Raw genomic sequence first — 17,815 nt, 5'->3', positions numbered from 1 at the left:
TATGGCCGCCCTCGAAGCGGCCTTGGCTAACGGCCAGTTCGTTCTCCACTACCAGCCCATCTTCGTTCTCTCGACCCGGAGGGTCATCGGTGTGGAGGCGCTGGTAAGGTGGCAGCAGCCGGAGAGGCTAGTCCCGCCTGATGATTTTCTGCCGGTCGCGGAAGCCACAGGCTTCATCACAACCCTCGGGGACTGGGCGCTTCGGGAGGCCGCGAGGCAGCTCCTGCTGTGGGATGAGGGAGGCTTGCGCCTCAACTACGTCTCCGTCAACGTCTCCCCGGTGCAGCTGCAGGATGACGCGTACGCGGACAGCGTCCTGGCGGCCATCACGGATACCGGAATTGAGCCCGGTCGTGTACTGCTCGAGATTACAGAAAGCGTTTCCATCGCCGACGCTGAGCGAGCGGCAGCGGCACTGAATTGGCTGGCCAGAGTCGGAGCCCGGGTTGCGCTCGACGATTTTGGGACTGGGTCATCCAACCTGGCCAGTTTCCAGCGCTTGCCGCTCGCCGTGCTCAAAATTGACCGCAGTTTCGTCAATCACATCATGGAAAGCGCTAGGGACCGCTCTATCGTTCAGTTCGTCACAGGCCTAGCGAAAGCGAACGGCTTGGCCACTGTCGCCGAGGGCATCGAAACCCAAGAGCAGCTCGATGTGCTCACGGGCTTAGGCGGGGACTACGGGCAGGGGTGGCTTGTCTCCAAGGCACTGGCCCCCGATGCCTTGCTCACCGCCTTTGAAAGCGGCCGCCTCGTGGCCAATTCTCCGACCCGACAAATGCTTGAGCGAAGCGAGCGATTTGCTATAGAGCGGACTGGCAAACCGTTTTAGAGTGCGGCACTGCCGCGTTTGTGCTAAAATGCTATTTAGGCAAATCAATTTAGGAAGCATGAAAATGAAGACCATCCTCCTTGCGCTTGGCGCCGCCATCATTCTGAGCGCATGTGCCGCCACCGGCGACGACTACGTAAAAGGCGTAGTGCCGGAAATGTCGAACCACCCCGCCCTGGGTTCGATGACGTCCGCAGAGCGTGCGCTTCTGGGACCGGATGCAAATGCCAATGGCATTCGGGACGAAATCGACCGCCTCATCGCTATTAACTTCGACGGTGCGCGGCCGCAAGCGGCAGCCTACGCAGCCAAATACACCCAAGGCATGATTGCGGGCTCCCGCGGCCAAGGGCCCACCCCTTCCCAGGCATCGGACCTTGCGGGCGCGGCAAGCGCGCTGGACGCGGCATCGAGCACCACGCTCGCGGCTCGCATTGCGAACACGCCTGAGCGTCGTGCAGCCGTTTCCCTCTGGGCCAGGAAGGCCGCCGCGAAGCCGTGACCGTCAACGGCCTGCGAATAACTTGGCGCCGCGTGCCGGGCATCATTTGGCGCGCGTCCTGGTGGCCCGTTTACTTTGCATTGAAGTGTTTACTTACTCTGGTCGCCTTTTTGGGGTTTGGCCGCGCCATGGCCGCTGATGTTTGGAGCGCCCTCTCCTAGGCCGGGCGGGTAAGGCCGACCCCGCCGGAGGACCGCCCGCGGCCCGTTTCGCCGTTTGCTCGGCTGCCCTTGCGCTCACGAATCTTCGCGCGACAGCACCTGGCCGGGCGCTACACGGGGCATGACCCATCTTGCTTCGTTCCCCGCCGGCACTGGCCCGGACACACCCGTGGCCCTGCTCAAACAGCTGACTTTCCAGCTAACCATCCACGCCCCGCGCTGGACACCTGAGCTGCGAGAGCTGCAGAGCAGGGCCGAATCCTTCATCGGGAAAGTCGAGGCAACCGGAGCTGGTGGCTTGCTCGCCGACGCATCGCTGATGGAGTTGCTGGCGAAAGCTGCACGCTATGACAGGCTGAGGGCGCTGGCCGAAGCCACGTCTACCGAGCACGCAGGCTTTCGGGTCGGAGACCGCCTGTATCCTACGTTCGATGCCGCGTTCGACCAGGAGATGGCCACCGCTGAGGCGGACCACTCGGTGCTCCGCTAGGCGAAGTCGACTACAACAGGTGCGGCAGGACGAAAGCGAAGAACACGCCGGTCGCGTAGGCGGCCACCGCAAGGCCGTACACCACCCTCGAAATCAGCTTTTGGCGAACGCAAGCTGCCGCCAGCCGTCTGTCAGCCGGGCATGAGGCCGGCTTGGCCTGGAAGTAGCCCGCGACGAGCAGCATCGCAGCCGAAAGGCCAAATACGAGCGCCTTGTGCTTGGAAATCCAGATGAGCTGAGGGAAGACCGTTAAAAGCGACGCCAGGCTGGCGCCCGCGCCGAGGCTCACAAGGACTGCCGGCAGAGCGCAGCAGACCAGGGTCGAGCTGCTGGTAAGAAGCGTTAGCCAGGCGACCGTAGCGCCTTCACGGTTCAGCATTTTAGGTTCCGGACCTCTTCAAGCGTCTTGCGCGAACGCTCGACGCTCTTCAAGTTGAACCCGTGGCTTGTCAGCGTCCAGCCAAGCGCCGCTTCCGTGGCCACTGGCGACTTCTCGGTCTCCAGGAAGATGACGCCGCACTCCAGTTTAGGCTCGATTGCAGTCGCGTCCGCTGCCTTTAGCAGGGACGCCCGCATCTGGTCCGAGCAAAGCGCGCAGTTCAGCCCATCAACCTTCACTTCGAGGGTGTCAGCGTGGGCGGCCGTCGCGGAAAGCACGATGGCCAGGGTAAGAAAGAGTTTTTGCATTGGGCAGCTCCAGAGTCAACCACCTTTAGCGAACGGACTTATTCCTGCAGCCGGCCAAGGGAACAGGCGAGAAAAAGGCCCGCGCAGCAGAGTGCGCGGGCCTTCAATCAGTTGGCAGGGTGCTACGCGCCCGTGTCCACGTCCGCGGCAGCCGAGACGTCAGAGAGCAGCGCCTCCAGCTCAGCCGCCAACTCCTTGAGTGCCCGAATTCGCGACAAGACGGCAGCCACGTCCCGCGGACCTCCGTAGTCGCGCAAGTACGCAATCTGAGCCTTCGATTGACTGCGAACGCTCGCGAGCTCACGTGCACAAACCGCGTCGTGGTTCGATTGCTGCCCAGCCAGCATGCTGGGCGCGAAGGAGAGCTCGTTGACTTCCATGGCAGACATCAACCGCTGCATCTCCCACATCGCAGCCACATAGTCGCGATAGCGTGGAACCTCCCCCAGGGTTGAGCGTTCCTTTTCCTGCGCCTGTCCGAGGTTCCACAGCCCCACGGCACGCAAGACTGTCTTCAGCTCATCCGCGGCCCGGCCTTCGCCTTGCCCACTGGTGAGGTACGACGCCACCGGTGGCACAGGGATGCTTTTCCCGTTCGCCATGTCAGGTACGTCTTCCACAGCCCAGTCGCCGTGCAGGCCCGCAATTCCCGCCAACTCATTCACGGCATCAAATGAGCCGTAGAACTCTTTGGTTCCCCGGGCCGCCGGGTCCATGGCCCTCATTTCAGCCAACTTCCCGAAGTAGAGGTTGGCTAGAGCGACCATGCGCTCGACATCCCCCGCCTTCTGAGCGGCGAGCTCTACCTTGCTGCCAACCCGCCCGGCGCCGCTCGCCACCAAGTGCTCGTAGCTGTCTCGGTGCATGAGCGCAAGCCCATAGGCCCGCTTAGCCCCGCCAACCTGGACCCCTTCGTCAGAGTCCAACCCGCGCTTCAGCAGGTCGTCCCATTTCGTGGTTCCGGTCATCGCCAGGGCGAGCCGAACGCCGACTTGGGCCTCGTCTTCGACAGCCATTCGGCCATAGTCGTAATAGGTGCCGAATACCGGCAGTGATGCAAGTTCGAAGCGAGCAGCCGGGTAGATGATTGAATCGTTCGGATTCTTGTCGAGAGGGTACCGGTGGCCCCGTGAGGCGACCAGAAATCCCACGACAGGCTCGTCGCCCGTCAGTACGCGCCCAGAGGTGATATCAGCTACGTAAAAGCTTCCCATTGTTCAGTTCCTTTGTTTTTGGCCGAGCCTTCAGCCGAGCCCGTTGACCATCTCCTGTCTAGCGAGATGACCCAAAGGAACGGCCACCGGAGATTTCCTCCGGTGGCCGATGCTCAATCAGTTGGCTGACGCGTTCCTCTGTTCAGCCTCAAGCAGGCGCCGAACATGGTTCAGATGCTCCTCGGTCTGCGGAACGCCGGCGGCATTCACGTCCAAGAACATCTGGAGTAGCTCCGCGCGCGATGCCTTCGAGGCAGGAACCTCCGCGACCTGGACGACGCGGGACTCGACATGCCTGCGCTCACGCTTCAGCATTTCGTGCCAGTAGATGCCCTTGTATGCCCTGCGACTTTGCACAAGCTCCATGAGCGTGCTCAAGCGCTGCTTGCCGTCAAAGACCTCCGCCGGCCTGGTGTATCCGTAGTTCACGAAGATGAATCGGCCAAGGTCACGACCGCAGAACAGGGAATCGAGATACCTGTCCTTGTCGTCAGCGGTCCAAGCGTAGCCGCGTTGGTAGTCGGGCGAATCATCGACGCCGAAATGCCCCACGCGGCTTACCAACCCCAGAAGGTCGCCATTGCTAAAGACCGTCCGCTCCAGGAGCGACGGGCGGCAGACGGACGTACCCTTTTCGGCGGCCGTCTCAAAGACCTCCAGCCAGTGCGACGTCAGGTATTCAAAGCCGGCGCCCACCATTTGCCCGCTTTCACGCTTGAGGTTGCGGTAGCGAATCGTCACGTACTCGTCGTCCTCATGCAGCCCGACCACAACACATTCTGGCAAGGCGCCGAATGTAACGGCCATGCCAAGTCGCAGACGGCGGCGCTCTACAACCGGCATGCGCACGGCCAGCCGGTCCAAATTGCTTCCACGGAGCTTCCTGTAAGCAACCTCGACTTGCTCGGCTTCGGTAAGCTCCCTATGCAAAGCCTGCTCGATGGCCTGGGCGGATGCCTTCCGGTAGCCCTTCACCCTGGTTAGCGGTTGCGGAGTTTTCGCAATCGAGGGATGCTCGCTACGGTGCTCCCACCAGGTCTTGCCGATACGCTTGTCGCGCTGGCGCCACTCTGCGATGGTGGTCGTCTCGTCCTGCAGCAATACCTCGTAGAAGCCCTGGCGCGACGGCGCGCCATCTTGAAAATCGTCTCTATTCCTCATGGTTCTCCTAGAACTTGCAGTTGCCTGTAAGGCCTATAGGGATGGCGCACGACGACATCCTCGGGTGGACCCTCAAGAAGAAAATCGGCCCACCAGATGGCGGGCCGATTGAAGAAGGGAAAAAACGCACTTGGTGGCAGGAAGCTCGAGCACGACGTCAAAGGGCGGGATTTCGCACACTTCTCAGGTGCTCCTCCAGGCGCTCGGTCAACTCCTTGGTCGCAACTTCTCTTTGGCGAATCCACGGGTGCTCGAAGTGCTCGGCGGTCCGACGAATCGTCCCACCGAGGTTCGCAGAGAGATGCAGCACAGTGGCCTTGTCCGCACATGCAAACACCATGACCACGTCTTCGTTTTCATGGCTAATATCGGCCAGCGTACAGCCCCTCACGGTGGAGTCCAGTGCCCACTCGTCGGGACTAGGTCTGAGCGCGCTGTCTACCGCGCAGGCTGCAGCACCTGCAGCAAGGGAAAGCACGACAGCGGCAAGTGCTCGCTTCATTCCGAACATGGGTGTCCTTTGAAATAATGTCCTGCACACGTATAGCGAGCGCCCGTACGCCACCCGGAACTGCAAGGCGTGCTCTTGGAGGCCACCGGCGCGTTCCCGAAGGGAAGGTGTCTCCTAAGGTTGCCGTGGAGGGCCGAAGACAGAAGAAAGCGCCCCGAAAGTTCGGGGCGCGAAGGTGGGTCAGGCAACGACCTCGAAGGAGGCCGAGTAGCCGCGTCGACTTGCAACAAGCACGGCGTCAGGTTGGGCCTTGGAGCCTACGGTGAACAGCAACTCAACTGCCTCGTTCCAGCCTGCGCGAGCGCGCGCCTGGTCCGGATAGCGCGCTTTCGCGCCTTGATAGCCCTGTCGAACCCAGCTGGCGACCAGGCCGGGTGTGCAAAACGCATTCTTGGCGGCTTGCCATTCCGGCTCGTTGCCCATTCCCCAGAGGAGATGCTCGAGCTCGGCGACCGCTGAGCGTTCCGTTGCGACGAACACCGATTCGGCCAGTTCGCACGCCACGGGCGCGGTCCTCGGACGGAGGTCGAACACCTCCGGCCCTTCGCCCGCTTCATAGGCCATGCCTACGACGCCAGCCGCTGAGCGGGTCAGGGCGTTGAGGCCCGGCGTGGGCAAGCCGGCGGCTGCCGTGTCGTAGGCGCCCAGCAGGCCCGAGCCTTCGTAGTTGACGTAGTACTCCGCCCCTAGGGTCGCGAGTTCCTCCGCGAGCGAACCGCGGTCATGGGGAAGGTGGTGGAACAGGTCGTGCACGACCAGCCAGTTGTTTGCGGCGCTTCTGAAGGTGCCGGGCAATGGCTCCCAGCTATCGCTGGCGTCCGCGGGAAGGCGGCGATACTTCAGTTCGAGAGATTCCATGGTGTCTTTTCCGTTCGAGTGGTCCTGCTCCCGTGTAGCGAGGACCTGTCGAACGCCCGGCTCCATAAAGCCACGTCGCGCCCGTGGGGCCGAGCCCCTCAAGTGGGCGGTGGCTTAGGAATCGAAACGCCCCGCGTATCGAACTCAAGTACTTCCCGCACCATCGTTACTGTCTTCGGACCGACGCCGGCCACCTGGCGTAGTTCCTCGGCTTGCGCCGTAAAAACGGAATGCGCACTACCAAAATGACTCAGAAGCTTGCGCGCGGCGGTCGGCCCGACGCCGGGCAGTCCTTCCACAAGGTACTGGCTTTGGGCAAGGCGGTCACGCGGCTTCCCGGCACGCAATGCAATCTCGTACCCGAGCCCCTCCAGGGCATGCCTCTGCATTGTCAGCAGCAGCGTTGCCGTCTGCGCGGTGGTGCCAGTTGTGAGGATAGGAACGCCCTCGAGCAGCGAGATGTAGGACATGGCTCCCAGAAGAGCGTCCTCGGCCATCGAGGACCTGGTGGCAAAGAGGTTTCCCTCCACAACGATGAAGGCCCGCGCGTAGGTGGCCTTCAGAGTCGCCAGTTGGGCGAAGACGCGACGATTCTCAATCGATAGGATGAAATCGCTTGCGGCCTTTCGCTCGACGGCCAGGCCGTCCGCCAGCACGTAGTCGCCCACTTCGAGCTCTTCAACGACCACGTCTGCGCCCCGCTGCGCGAGCAGCTGAGCCAGCCCACTGCGGGACTCACGCGAATCAACAATCAACCGAGCCATGCCTGCACCTCCGCCAGGTAGTCTAAGCGGCATCGAGGCCCGGGGCATCGAGCGAGACGTATAGGCGGTAGATGGGCTGGCTGTAGAGATTTTTTCATCACAGGACGGCAAGCTGCGGCCGCATGCCCGCCACGAGACATCCGACGTCCGCCTCCTTCACGCTTGCGGCCAACTTGCGTACCTTCCGCACACGCGCCGGTCTCTCGCAGGAGGAGCTGGCAGACCGGGCCGGAGTTCATCGCACCTACGTGAGCCAGGTTGAGCGCCAGGTGGTCAACCCGACCCTGGCGTCCGTGTCTAAGCTCGCTGATGCGCTGGGCTTGCCGCTCGCACGCCTGCTGGACGGCACAACTGCACCTGACTCAGCCCCGCACCGCTTGCGAAGCGGCCCGCGCGGATGGATAGCCTAGTTGACGGTATTGCCGTCGAACTCGATGTCGACAGCGAAGGACGGCATCTCCGCGGAATGGGCAAGCGCGAGCATGGCGTGGGTCAGCGCCGCCTCCAGCAGAGATTGAACCATCAGCGTTGCGTGGCTGTCGCGGCGCGTACTCACACACACGTTTCCGACGAGAGTCAGGCCTGCTGCATCGGCCACCGGCTTCAGGCGGGCAAGGGCCGCCTCCAGTTCTGCCTGTACGACATCGACCACGAACTCCACCAGGGCTGCCGCGGCGCCGGCACCCCGCATGGTGGCGCGGGTCACGAGCTGATTGAGGCTGACCTCAAACCGGACACCGCCGGCTCTACAGGGGGCCGCAAGAACCTCTTGCGCGTCCACCTCCGGGCGGATGACGAGGGAAAAGTCGACAAAGGCCGCCACCTCTGGGGATTGCGTGCCTTGCGCGAATGCGATGTGCCGACTGCCTCCCAGGCTGCTGACGACCCCCAGGGGCGCCTCGGCGGCCAGCTTGCGCAAAGCCGGCTCGTCCAGCGCTGTGAATAGCGGGAGCGACTCCTCAAGTGCGCCGGTTTCGTCAAACAAGAATGAGCGATGCCAGAACATCTCGCACGGCGCTGCATCCATGGCAAAGGTGCGCGCGATTGCCTCTGCGGGCCGGCCCAGCCGCCCAGGGCTCAGGATGTGGAAGTAGCCGACTGTTTCGCCATCATGTGTGCCCGGCAAAGGACGCATCGAAGCCGACGAGTTCACCGCATTGCACGGCAGCACCTCCGCGACCAAACGGTGCAGCGTGAGCGCCTCCCGGGTCGCGGAAGTCGCTGGCCCCACAGGGACGTGAGGGAAACCGAGCTTGGGAGAGAGGTTGCGCATGAGGTGAGCGAGGTGTGGTGTCCTACGCATAGCTACCGCCCCCGTTGTCGAAGCCTATAGCCGGTCCTTCCAGACCGGCCCGGGCCAGGGCGCCCGGGTGACTGGAGACCGCCGGCATACAGCGGTGCACCGCTCAACTCCGGACTTTCCACCGGGTCTTGCGGCAAAGCTTCCAGCTGCGGTCCTCGCGCGCCGCAATCGCGTAATCGTCCCACGGGGTCGGAAGGTTGGCAGCGGCTCGCTTGCCTCGAGGCGCGACCTCGCCATCCTCCTGAAGGACGAGCACGGCACTGCGGCGTTCGTTGATGTGATGGACGCGACGGAAGTGGTGCCCGCCGTGACGACGACCTGTCCCTGGGACGGGTCCGTAGCCGCAGTAGTCGTGCTTCGAGGCCCAGAAGGGGCGTCGGGGTGGCCCGCGAAACCGTTCGAAATCCGCGGCCACTACAGGCGCGCCGAAGTCAGTAACCATCATCCAGTCTGCGGTCACCCAGGACAGCAGGCGGGAGCAGTAGAAGGGCGACGTGAAGTCCAGCCCTAGGTTTTGGCTCAGCCACCAGTATCCAAGGGCTCGGAACGCTGCCTCGAGCGACGGATATTCGTAGCTTGCGCCGCTGCGATGACGCAGGGTCACGCCCGGTTGATAGGGCGGAATCGTGTGCATTGGAAGGCTCCAGTAGTTGTGAAACTAATGGCCATCCAGCACTCCTTTGATTCGGTCAAATGTCATTCGGCGATTGCTAGTTCGTTGACGAGACCGGTGCCCCTCGAGAGGCAGTCCCTTTGCCGTCGGTATAGCGATGATGGTTTTAGCCGCGGCTAAAGACGGTGGCTACAGAACGCATTCATCAACCCCGGAACCGCCTGTGCCCATCCTCACGTACCCTGTCGCCCTGGTCGCATGGACGTACCTGTACGTCTTCTCGCTGAATCGACACCCAAAGTCCGGCGTTCCGGTCCGGCAGTTGCAGGCTACCGTGGCCGTATTCGGGGGCCTCATGGCCCTTCATTTGCTCTCAATCGGCTACGCCCTGTTCACAGGCGAGCTCGACTGGGGGCTTATCGACGTCGGCGTTGAGCTCGCGTCGCTGTACATCGGCCTGTGCCACGTCGGAGGTTGCCTTCTGGCCATCGACCATCTGAGGCAGCGAAACCCGTGACAGCCTATGTCGATGACGCTGCGATTCTTTTCAAGGGGAAGCCGCGCTTTCACCTGACCGCGGATTCGCTCGAGGAGCTGCATCTTTTCGCCAGCGAGTGTGGCATCAACCGCTGCTGGTACCACCGTGGTACGCGCCACCCGCACTACGACGTCACGGCCGAGCAACGCCAGGTGGCGACATCTCGGGGAGCCGTGGCTGTGACCAGCCGGGAGCTGCTCAAGCGCGCAAAACTCCTCGCTAGCCAGCCGCGCCTTCCTGCGCTGCCCTGAAAGGTGGGCTTGGGAGGCGTAGGATTAACACTATGCAGTCACAGACCTTACACAAAAGTATCAGCGCCGCGGTGTTCGAGAGCTTCCTCGAGGCGCTCGCGGGGCATTTGCAGCTCGAGTCCGGCGAATCCCTGCCGGATGGCGTGGGCGACGTGGATAGCGGCGGTGTGCCGGTTTCATTGGCCGTGCAACGCTCCCAGCGTTTTGTTGCTGCTCGATGGGCCTGTGTAGACGAAAACGGCCTCGCACAGCACGAAACGTTCTTCGTACAGCCCAAGGGAATAGCCGCCCGAACGGGATATCGAATAAGGCGGTACGCGGGTCCGCTAAGCCCGGTCCACGCCCCGGATGGTGGCGGAACCCGACTGGAAACTCCGGCCTGGTGGTCGGCAGCAACTGCGACGGGAGCGCCTATTGGAACGGGGACCCTGCCGACGTTCGTAGAACTTCTGGCGACGCTTTGTGGCGAGGGTCGCGTCAAATCCACCAACCCGGAGTTGCTTGCGCGTCTCAACGCCCAAGAGGATGAGGCGAACTACCTGCTGACGCTGCTGGACGAGCAGAAGCGGCAGCTCAAGCAATACAGGGCTCGCCTCCGGAGCCTCGAAGCCGCCACAGGCAACGCAGATGCGCAAGCCGACGAGGTGGTCGTGGACATCGACGGAAGGCTGCCCGACTTGGAGTCACTGCCAGCCTGGGCAGCGGAGAACCGCGAACGCATCGTGGTCCTGCCGCGTGCGCTTAACGGTGTAAAGAAGTCGCGTTACGAGCGGCCGGAGGTCGTTTGCGCGGCGTTTGAGCTACTTGCCGGCACATACCGCGACACCCGCCTAGGGCTCGCGAAAGCCGAAGACCTGGACGCGGCTATGTCCATCCACGGGCTGAAGTTGGAAGGCTCCGTAGGAGCCAGCATTGCAGGTGAACAGGGAAGCGCCTACTTCGTTCGATGGGACGGACGTCGCAGGATGCTTGACCTCCACTTGCTCAAGGGAGGCGGGCGCGACGAGCGCTATTGCATGCGCTTGTACTTTTTCTGGGACGCCGAGTCGGGTCGCGTTGTAGTCGGCTCCGGCGTGGCCCATCTTGCGAACAGTCTCAGCTGACATCATGGCGAAACTACGAACCAAATCAGGACGCGCGAAGTCGCCTGCCGGGAGGCTCACCCAGGACGACCTCTTGCGAAGCATTGTGAGCAGCCTTGCCGACAAGCTGATGTCCGACCAGAACATGGGCATCGGCGATTCCGATGCCGCGAAGGACGTGCTTTTCCTGGAAGAGAATTGCTTTCCACAGCTTTGCCGCCAGGCGGTCGCAGAGGCCGAGTTTGAGCCAGAATTTCCCCCTCGGATTCAGGTCGTGCGGTTGACGGGCCTTGGCGACGAGGGCGGATGGGCGGGGTCGCTCGTGGAGCCCGGCGACCCGAGCTTCATTTCAGGAGGCCCTGATGGAATCCGCGCCCGCATGGCATCGGCACTCCGCAGGAGCGAAGCGACGCGGGCAGTGGCCCTTTGGGTATGCCCTTACAGAGTGGGAGGGCCGCCTGCGAGAGACCTGACCTTTGCATTTGCATTCCTGCGGCACACGGACGGGCTCGAACAAATCTACCTTGTCAGCGAGTCTGGCTTCATGCGGGTCCCGAGCAATGCAAGGCTGCGGGCGTCCGCCCTGGATACCATGCTTGAGGGCTATGGAACACTCGAAGAGCGCATGGAACCAGTGATGGGCGCGGTGGAAAATGCGCTGGTCCAGGCTCGGCCCAAGGTCGAAGCTGAGTTCGCGACCTGCAAGCTCCCGGTGCCAGCCCTCTCCGAAGCGCAATGGACGCTCTTGGTTCGAAGCCTGCTGGCGCAAGAGGAATGGAGACACGCAGTCGAAGCTCTTTGCCGCGAGGCTGTGGGGCCCGCAATCGGCCAAGCGACGAACCTGGCTGTGCTGGTTGGCAAGCTTTCCGAGGAGCTAGCCGCCGCGCTCAACAGGCTGGAAAGCCGCGCAACGCAGGAGCTTGACCTGTCCCGCGACAAGCAGTTCCGCAAGCTCCAAGCGGACCTTGAGAAGGCACAAATGATTGCCACGGGCGCTCAAGAGCGTGCTAGGCGCATCGAAGCGGAGAACCAGGAGATTCGCCGGGCCGGGGGCGCAGCACGAAGCCACGCGCCTCCGGAGCCTGGTCCCGGAAAAGGGCTTGGCGAGGCGTTGGTAGACCTCTTCGGCTAGGGGCCGCGGCCCAGTTAGCCGGTACCCCAGCGTACGAAAACGCGGCCGAGGGCCGCGTTTTCTTGAATCAGCGCTTCGACATTCCCGGCACCTAGCTTGCTGCGTCGACGCTCATCGGAGGCAGGTCGAGATTCTCGATGTCCACCAGCTTCGCGATATGCACGTCGATGGTACGGAGGACAGTCGCGCCGGCGCGATTGCGATGGCTCTCGAAACCAGTGACCCGTGCCGAGGGAAAGTGTGACTCGATGAGCTCGATGAGCGCGTTCCGACTCGCCTCGCAATCGACCAAGCCTTCGTGGCCGGAGCCCTCGGACGTTTCAAGTACAAAGCCCCGCTCGACAAGGCTGGCTAGCCAGGTGGCTCGAGTAACCTTGTCCGAGACGGGGGTCGCCGAGAACGTCAACGAGGTGGTGCCGAAAAGGCTGCCGCTCAACTTGAGGTGGACACTGCCGTACTTGCTGAACGACATGTCGGAGATGTGCCCGAAGCCGTAAATGTCCCACCAGCGGTCGATACGGTCGCCGAGACGCTTGACTGCCGCTTCCACGTTTTCAGCGGTGACCTGCTCGCCCAGCCTGCGCTCGAGCTGGAGGACCCGCTGATTCGCGGCGCGAAGCGCCGCATATCGCTCTTCTCGCACGGCGGCCGCATCGGTTTCGATGCCGGTTAACTTGCCGACCTCGGCGAGGCTGGATTCGGCGACGTACAGGACGTTGCGTCCATGGTCCCGAGAGAGCTGGTCGCCCGCGGCCATCTGGTGGAGGTGGTTCAAGCCGCTCACGACCTCGGTGAGGGTGCGCTTGAATACAGCTTTCTGGTCGGCATTGAGCACGACCATTTGGTTGTCGTTTGACATGTGTCCTTCCTGGTGTGCGCTCCGCGAGCGCGTTCAACACCTGTAGCCAACGGGACTTATCCCCCCTATAGGTGGCTAGACGAGGCACATCAACTCAGGAAAACACAACGAACCATCAGGACCTCGTCGTCGTCGACGTGCAACGTGCTACCGCGACAGCATTGCCTCTGGCATCCTCCGCGCGCTGGTAGCTGAAATCAAGCAGCGTCTCGCCGCGGGCATCCCAGTTTGGATGTTCTACTCGAGTCGAAACCTGCGGCGGCGGCCGCGATGAGTGCTTGGCAGAGGTGGAACTCTGGCTCTCCAGCCGCGGCGTTCGGGCCGAGTGACTTCACCCCGTGACGTACCTGAGCCGGAAGGTGGATTCACAAGGTCACTCCATTCCGAGAGGCCTTCCTTCGAGTGCGCCGGGGGCCCTAGCGGCAGGCATCCCCTTTAAATTCTTTCCTCAAGGCTCCTCTCCGGGGCCATTTCCTTACGCTCTCCAGTGCTAGGCTATCGGTTCCCGTACGGCGGCACCAGTCACACCGGTCCTGAAGGCGCTCATACAAATCGAATGGACGCGGAGCGCTATACACACAAGGTAAACAACCAGGAAAGACCAATGTCCAAGAAGAACGAGCCGTGGCTATCCGCCACGCAGGCGCTCAAGCGCATGAACCAGGTCCGGAGCGCAATCGGTGGCGCAAGTCCATTTCTCGTTCAGGCGGCCGTCTTCGGCCGAATGCAGGCTTGCACCATCGTGGAGCTCAGAGCTGCGATGGTCAACCCCTTTCAGGGGGTCAGCCGGGGCGGGCGTCCTGTCATCGTTGCGCTCCGCTCGTCGGAACCGACGGCGATGCTCACCCTCGACCAGGCTATCGCCGCGACCGAAGCGCTGGCTGCCTCCACCGGCGAAGGAGTTCCCTTCCTGGCAGGAAGCAGCGAACAGTCGTTCCAGCTCTGCGATATCCGCCCCACTAAGGGCGGTGCGGATGACTACTTCAAGGTGGTGACGCGCGGCGGGGTCAGCGTCGTTTACGCAATGCAAACCATCCCGCGCAAGGACTGATTCTCGGCCCACGATTCCCTCGTGGGCCCTTTTTTGCCTTGGCAGCGAAGCTTGAGCTCAAAAAAAAGCCCCTCAACGAATCCGGTGAGGGGCTTGAGAGGAATCACGGACGTCCGTGTCCCGGGCCGCGCAATCGACGGTCCGCGTAGCGAAGACCTGTCACCTTGACGCCCTGCGTCCTAGGCTCTGCCTGATGGGCAACAACACACACGATTTGGGGCAGCAAACGTCCCTCATACACGCGCACTTCAAGAGTGGAGCCATCCTCGGATGGCGACCTCGTGGGAGGCGTGCCAGCTTTGTTTTGCATCTTGATTGTTCCTGAGTTGACCTACAAGGCTGTATAGAAAATACGGTACTTGAATGCGACCAGCCTAAAACGTTTCTCCAAGGCAAAAGAAAGCCCAACCGCGGATGCGGTCGGGCTTCTAGAATGAGGATTGAGGCCTAGGCCTTATCCTTGAGCAACGATGCGATACGTTCAGCCGGCAAGCCGGTAAGAACGGATGCGTGCGTCGCGACAGTTCTGATGACCTGCTCGGCTTGAAGCCGCATGCCAGGCGCAAGCTGACTTTGACGGCTGATGGTGCCGTCGCCGTCGGACTCAGCGCTGTCCTCTGTAACTGCGTAAACCAGCGTGAAGTGCGTTTCGAGCTGACTGCCGTAGATGGATTGCAGCGTCCGACTCCCGGGCGAGAGGTCGTGCCAGCTATCACGGCAGGGCGTCAAAAACGACATCATTGAGCCGATACCCGCGCCCCAGTGACCGCCCCAAGGGGTGGCCACCGTGACGAGTTGGTCGACATGCATGTGCTGCTCCAGCGCCTTGACAAGATGCCAAGCCACAAGGCCGCCCATGCTGTGAGCAACAACTCGGATACGTTGCATGCCCGCTTCGTCCATCAAGCGAAGGACTTCCTTTGCAAGGCGTCCGCCACTCACTGCGACAGCGTCACCACTTGCGTAGTAGGCATACCAGGCTTGCTGTTTGGATGTGTCCAGCTTGCCTGCAACGTCCACAAAATCTCGAGGTGAGCCAGAGGACCCGTGCACGAAGAGCACGACTTCCTTGCTGACATCGACCGGCTGGCCCATGTAGACCCCAAAGTGCTTGAATTCCTGGGGCTTGACGGAGCCGACCTCCGCCACGGACACGTCGAAACGTGCATCGAGAGCGATGTCGACTACCTCGGCAGCATGAAGATGCGAAAAAACAAAAGAGAGAACGAGAGCAAGCCATTTCATGGCATTTCCTAAGAGAGTTGACCTGCTCTCTGTAGGAACGTCGCCTATGCGACCGCCCAGCGGGACCTCGAGATGGGCTATGCCCCTCGGGAAATCATGACTCTGCAGAGGGGACAGGGCTTCGCCGACCTGCTCCCTCAGCTCGTTACGGAGCTGCGTGGCCGGGGAGTTGATGACGAAGGAGGATGGGACTGCGCAGCGGCGCGAGACATTCCGGTGCTCACCGCTTCTCCCCAGGACGCTCCCCTTGCCGTCAATGGGTACCTCACAGTTCCGGGCACTCCGGGCAGCCAGGACGTGAACGTAGACGCCCGCCTCGTGGTTCGTCAAGGCCGGAGACGAGGCCATCATGGAACTTGTCGGAAATGGGATGCAGGGTGAGGCCGCTGCCTTCGTGCTGAAGTCTCTCCTCGATGGAGGCCAGGCAGACGCCCTTGCGGCGCACGAGCAGCACTTTCTGGCAAGGAAGCGTAAACCGGGCCTTGCCTGCGGCGTCGATTTTCGGCTAGACGTCCCTCAAGCCCTCAACTGGCTGGAGACCAATCGTCCGGACCTGTACCACGCGCTTGGAATCAAGCGCATCAGCTGATTGCCATTACGGCACCGAAGGCGCTCGTATAGCGCCTTCGTTTTCGCCTGAGCGGGCATGACGAGCTACACGTCAGAGGACAAAGGAGCAATACATGTTTTTTGAAAAAGGCACGAAGGTGCGCTTCACGGCTGAAGCCCTAGTTCGTAAGGGACCGTCGGAGTCCAAGCGCTACTCAGGTCGCACCGGCGAGGTCACTGGCTACCGCATGGGCGCTGTCGCCCCCATCGTCAGCTTCCCGAAGGATGGTCGCCGCAAGGAGATGCGTCTCTTCGAGGTCTCCGTCAAAGACCTCGAAGTCGTGCCCGAGGCCCAGCCCCGGCAAGGGTCGAAACCGCACCGCGTGCTCGCCCCTTGAGGCCTACGCCCGGAGATAGAAAGGGCCGGGGTTGAAGCACCAGCTCATGCCTATTTCCCAATCTGGAAGGCTTCGCAACCTGGGCAAGGGCAAATGACCTGGCTATGTCGTGGGCTTTCGAGCACGACGGTGGTGGGATTGAGAGCTGGTTCGTCCTTTCCGTCCGACCGCTCTAAGCAGCTGATTCGTGAGCCCCGCATTCCTTCGTGGATGCGGGGCTTCTTCCTTCCCAAGAAAACGCGCGGCCTTGCGAGTCCAGGTCCGCACCTACAATCGGCGGGAGGGCCTCGGCCCTGTCCCCGCGGGCGGCCGGGCCCATACAAAGCGTCCGGCTATACGAATTCCGTCCCGTTCCGAGCCCCTTCGCCTGCTGCTCTGCTTCGAGCAAGTCTCCTGAAAACATGTTCTCTGCCGACTCAAGCCGCCGCGGCTTTCTGCTCCAAACGTCTGCGCATGGCGCGACGGCCGCCCTTGCATCGCTCTCGAGCCTCGCCCATGCGGCGGCGGAGAAGCGCGGCAAATCCGTTGCTCGCATGCCCACAGTTTTCATTGGGCATGGCAGCCCGATGAACGCCATTCGCGACAACGAGTTCACCCGCCGGATGTTTGCGTGGGGCCGAGCTCTGCCGACACCCACTGCCATCCTCAGCGTCTCCGCGCACTGGCTCACCCAAGGCGCCACGGGCGTAGGCGTTCAAGAGCGTCCAAAGACCATCCACGACTTCGGGGGCTTCCCCCAGGCACTCTTCGACATGGAGTATCCCGTGCCAGGCCACCCTGTCTTGGCTCATCTTGCTGCTGGCTTGGTCAAGCAGGGGCGCGTGGTCCCAACGCAGCAGTGGGGCCTGGACCATGGCACGTGGACAGTCCTCAAACACCTATACCCCAAGGCGGACGTGCCGGTCTTCCAGGTCTCCGTCGACTACGAGAAGCCGGCTTCGTTTCATTACACAGTCGGCCGTGAGCTGGCCGCCCTTCGGGACAAGGGCGTTCTCATTCTCGGAAGCGGCAACGTGGTGCACAACCTTCGTGCCACGGACCGAGGGGTCGCGGACGCGCTCACGGCGAGCCGGCCCTGGGCGCAGTCGTTCGATGACGCCGTGAAGGCTGCACTCGCCGGAAGGGACGACAAGGCCCTCATCAATTTCAGCAAGCTCGACGGGGCATCGGTTGCCGTAGCGACGCCCGACCACTACTACCCCTTCATGTACCCGCTCGGAGCCGCAGGCGGCGGTGAGCGCGCGCAAACCATCTACGAAGGCTTTCAATCCGGGACGCTCAGCATGCGTTGCGTTCAGTTCGGTTAAGCCTGGCCCACCAAGGCAAAAAAAGGGCCGACGTCGTGAAACGTCGGCCTTTCGAATGTCAGCGGGAGTAGGCCGTAGACGGGAGCTGAGCGGGTTGAGCTTTCCAAGCACCGCTCACCCCGTCAATCTCGTCCATCCACACTGTCCGCGTCGGTTTGTCACCGATGCCTATGCATCCTCTCCGACCGCGCTCCGACAGCTTCCTAATTGCCATCCGACGCCGCACCGCTGCCGTCAACCCGATTTCCTGCGAGCAGAAGAACCCGGGAGTGCCCGGCGTCAACTATTCTGAGCGGCGAGCGTCAAT

At 62.2% G+C, this 17,815-nt stretch carries 23 protein-coding genes; 12 read left to right on the top strand and 11 right to left on the bottom strand.

Annotation, left to right across the window (positions count from 1 at the left end):
• The first annotated feature begins 1 nt into the window (after position 1).
• From APY03_RS12345 to APY03_RS12335, 3 genes are all read left to right on the top strand, one after another.
• Positions 2 to 832 (top strand): EAL domain-containing protein, encoded by an 831-nt coding sequence (locus APY03_RS12345; RefSeq protein WP_068677220.1) that lies wholly within the window; start codon positions 2 to 4, stop codon positions 830 to 832.
• Between the two features lie 64 nt (positions 833 to 896).
• Positions 897 to 1,334 carry a hypothetical protein gene (locus APY03_RS12340; RefSeq protein WP_102905917.1) on the top strand — a complete coding sequence of 146 codons (438 nt, stop codon included), beginning with the start codon at positions 897 to 899 and terminating at the stop codon, positions 1,332 to 1,334.
• Between the two features lie 330 nt (positions 1,335 to 1,664).
• Positions 1,665 to 1,985 carry a hypothetical protein gene (locus APY03_RS12335; protein WP_146039492.1) on the top strand — a complete coding sequence of 107 codons (321 nt, stop codon included), beginning with the start codon at positions 1,665 to 1,667 and terminating at the stop codon, positions 1,983 to 1,985.
• A gap of 10 nt (positions 1,986 to 1,995) precedes the next feature.
• Here APY03_RS12335 and APY03_RS12330 read toward each other — a convergent pair whose 3' ends face one another.
• From APY03_RS12330 to APY03_RS12300, 7 genes are all read right to left on the bottom strand, one after another.
• A complete protein-coding gene (locus tag APY03_RS12330; RefSeq protein ID WP_068677213.1) occupies positions 1,996 to 2,364 on the bottom strand; it encodes a hypothetical protein in 369 nt (122 codons plus the stop codon).
• Positions 2,358 to 2,672: a hypothetical protein gene (locus APY03_RS12325; RefSeq protein WP_068677211.1), complete on the bottom strand. Its 315-nt coding sequence runs from the start codon at positions 2,670 to 2,672 to the stop codon at positions 2,358 to 2,360. Before APY03_RS12325 ends, APY03_RS12330 begins: the two co-directional genes overlap by 7 nt.
• 122 nt (positions 2,673 to 2,794) lie before the next feature.
• A complete protein-coding gene (locus APY03_RS12320) occupies positions 2,795 to 3,886 on the bottom strand; it encodes a hypothetical protein (RefSeq protein ID WP_068677209.1) in 1,092 nt (363 codons plus the stop codon).
• A 117-nt stretch (positions 3,887 to 4,003) separates the two neighbouring features.
• Positions 4,004 to 5,047 carry a DUF262 domain-containing protein gene (locus tag APY03_RS12315; protein WP_068677207.1) on the bottom strand — a complete coding sequence of 348 codons (1,044 nt, stop codon included), beginning with the start codon at positions 5,045 to 5,047 and terminating at the stop codon, positions 4,004 to 4,006.
• A 157-nt stretch (positions 5,048 to 5,204) separates the two neighbouring features.
• The gene (locus APY03_RS12310; protein WP_068677205.1) at positions 5,205 to 5,558 is read right to left on the bottom strand and encodes a hypothetical protein; all 354 of its coding nucleotides are present in this window, start codon (positions 5,556 to 5,558) and stop codon (positions 5,205 to 5,207) included.
• A 180-nt stretch (positions 5,559 to 5,738) separates the two neighbouring features.
• Entirely contained in the window at positions 5,739 to 6,416 is a 678-nt protein-coding gene (locus tag APY03_RS12305; protein WP_068677203.1) for a hypothetical protein, read from the bottom strand.
• Positions 6,417 to 6,514: 98 nt separating this feature from the next.
• Positions 6,515 to 7,180, bottom strand: coding sequence for an ERCC4 domain-containing protein (locus tag APY03_RS12300; RefSeq protein WP_068677201.1), 666 nt, complete (start codon positions 7,178 to 7,180; stop codon positions 6,515 to 6,517).
• A 122-nt stretch (positions 7,181 to 7,302) separates the two neighbouring features.
• Here APY03_RS12300 and APY03_RS12295 point away from each other — a divergent pair, with 122 nt between their 5' ends.
• A complete protein-coding gene (locus tag APY03_RS12295; RefSeq protein ID WP_068677199.1) occupies positions 7,303 to 7,590 on the top strand; it encodes a helix-turn-helix domain-containing protein in 288 nt (95 codons plus the stop codon).
• On the opposite strand, the gene APY03_RS12290 is transcribed toward APY03_RS12295, so the two are convergent.
• Entirely contained in the window at positions 7,587 to 8,453 is an 867-nt protein-coding gene (locus tag APY03_RS12290) for a hypothetical protein (protein ID WP_146039491.1), read from the bottom strand. The genes APY03_RS12295 and APY03_RS12290 overlap by 4 nt on opposite strands.
• Positions 8,454 to 8,586: 133 nt before the next feature.
• Positions 8,587 to 9,117: a hypothetical protein gene (locus APY03_RS12285; RefSeq protein WP_068677195.1), complete on the bottom strand. Its 531-nt coding sequence runs from the start codon at positions 9,115 to 9,117 to the stop codon at positions 8,587 to 8,589.
• Between the two features lie 202 nt (positions 9,118 to 9,319).
• Here APY03_RS12285 and APY03_RS12280 point away from each other — a divergent pair, with 202 nt between their 5' ends.
• From APY03_RS12280 to APY03_RS12265, 4 genes are read left to right on the top strand one after another with little or no spacing between them, the layout of a single operon-like run.
• The gene (locus tag APY03_RS12280; RefSeq protein WP_068677194.1) at positions 9,320 to 9,613 is read left to right on the top strand and encodes a hypothetical protein; all 294 of its coding nucleotides are present in this window, start codon (positions 9,320 to 9,322) and stop codon (positions 9,611 to 9,613) included.
• Positions 9,610 to 9,885 (top strand): DUF4031 domain-containing protein, encoded by a 276-nt coding sequence (locus tag APY03_RS12275; RefSeq protein ID WP_068677192.1) that lies wholly within the window; start codon positions 9,610 to 9,612, stop codon positions 9,883 to 9,885. Before APY03_RS12280 ends, APY03_RS12275 begins: the two co-directional genes overlap by 4 nt.
• 32 nt (positions 9,886 to 9,917) lie before the next feature.
• The gene (locus APY03_RS12270) at positions 9,918 to 10,988 is read left to right on the top strand and encodes a hypothetical protein (RefSeq protein ID WP_068677190.1); all 1,071 of its coding nucleotides are present in this window, start codon (positions 9,918 to 9,920) and stop codon (positions 10,986 to 10,988) included.
• A 4-nt stretch (positions 10,989 to 10,992) separates the two neighbouring features.
• Positions 10,993 to 12,099 carry a hypothetical protein gene (locus tag APY03_RS12265; RefSeq protein ID WP_068677188.1) on the top strand — a complete coding sequence of 369 codons (1,107 nt, stop codon included), beginning with the start codon at positions 10,993 to 10,995 and terminating at the stop codon, positions 12,097 to 12,099.
• 91 nt (positions 12,100 to 12,190) lie between these two features.
• Here the strand turns inward: APY03_RS12265 and APY03_RS12260 are convergent, their stop codons facing one another.
• Entirely contained in the window at positions 12,191 to 12,958 is a 768-nt protein-coding gene (locus APY03_RS12260) for a hypothetical protein (protein ID WP_068677184.1), read from the bottom strand.
• Between the two features lie 604 nt (positions 12,959 to 13,562).
• Here APY03_RS12260 and APY03_RS12255 point away from each other — a divergent pair.
• A complete protein-coding gene (locus APY03_RS12255; protein WP_068677183.1) occupies positions 13,563 to 14,009 on the top strand; it encodes a hypothetical protein in 447 nt (148 codons plus the stop codon).
• 447 nt (positions 14,010 to 14,456) lie between these two features.
• On the opposite strand, the gene APY03_RS12250 is transcribed toward APY03_RS12255, so the two are convergent.
• Entirely contained in the window at positions 14,457 to 15,254 is a 798-nt protein-coding gene (locus APY03_RS12250; protein ID WP_162487203.1) for an esterase/lipase family protein, read from the bottom strand.
• A gap of 349 nt (positions 15,255 to 15,603) precedes the next feature.
• Between APY03_RS12250 and APY03_RS12245 the strand changes: the two genes are divergently transcribed.
• The 3 genes from APY03_RS12245 (at position 15,604) to ygiD (ending at position 17,508) form a co-directional block, all read left to right on the top strand.
• Positions 15,604 to 15,843 (top strand): hypothetical protein, encoded by a 240-nt coding sequence (locus APY03_RS12245; protein WP_146039490.1) that lies wholly within the window; start codon positions 15,604 to 15,606, stop codon positions 15,841 to 15,843.
• A 94-nt stretch (positions 15,844 to 15,937) separates the two neighbouring features.
• Entirely contained in the window at positions 15,938 to 16,201 is a 264-nt protein-coding gene (locus APY03_RS12240; RefSeq protein ID WP_068677180.1) for a hypothetical protein, read from the top strand.
• Positions 16,202 to 16,635: 434 nt separating this feature from the next.
• The gene (gene ygiD / locus APY03_RS12235; protein ID WP_269747377.1) at positions 16,636 to 17,508 is read left to right on the top strand and encodes a 4,5-DOPA dioxygenase extradiol; all 873 of its coding nucleotides are present in this window, start codon (positions 16,636 to 16,638) and stop codon (positions 17,506 to 17,508) included.
• Positions 17,509 to 17,815: the final 307 nt, after the last annotated feature.

Source organism: Variovorax sp. WDL1 (assembly GCF_001541225.1).
In the GTDB taxonomy this organism is placed as follows: domain Bacteria; phylum Pseudomonadota; class Gammaproteobacteria; order Burkholderiales; family Burkholderiaceae_C; genus Variovorax.
This window is presented reverse-complemented; position numbering and strand designations above follow the sequence as displayed.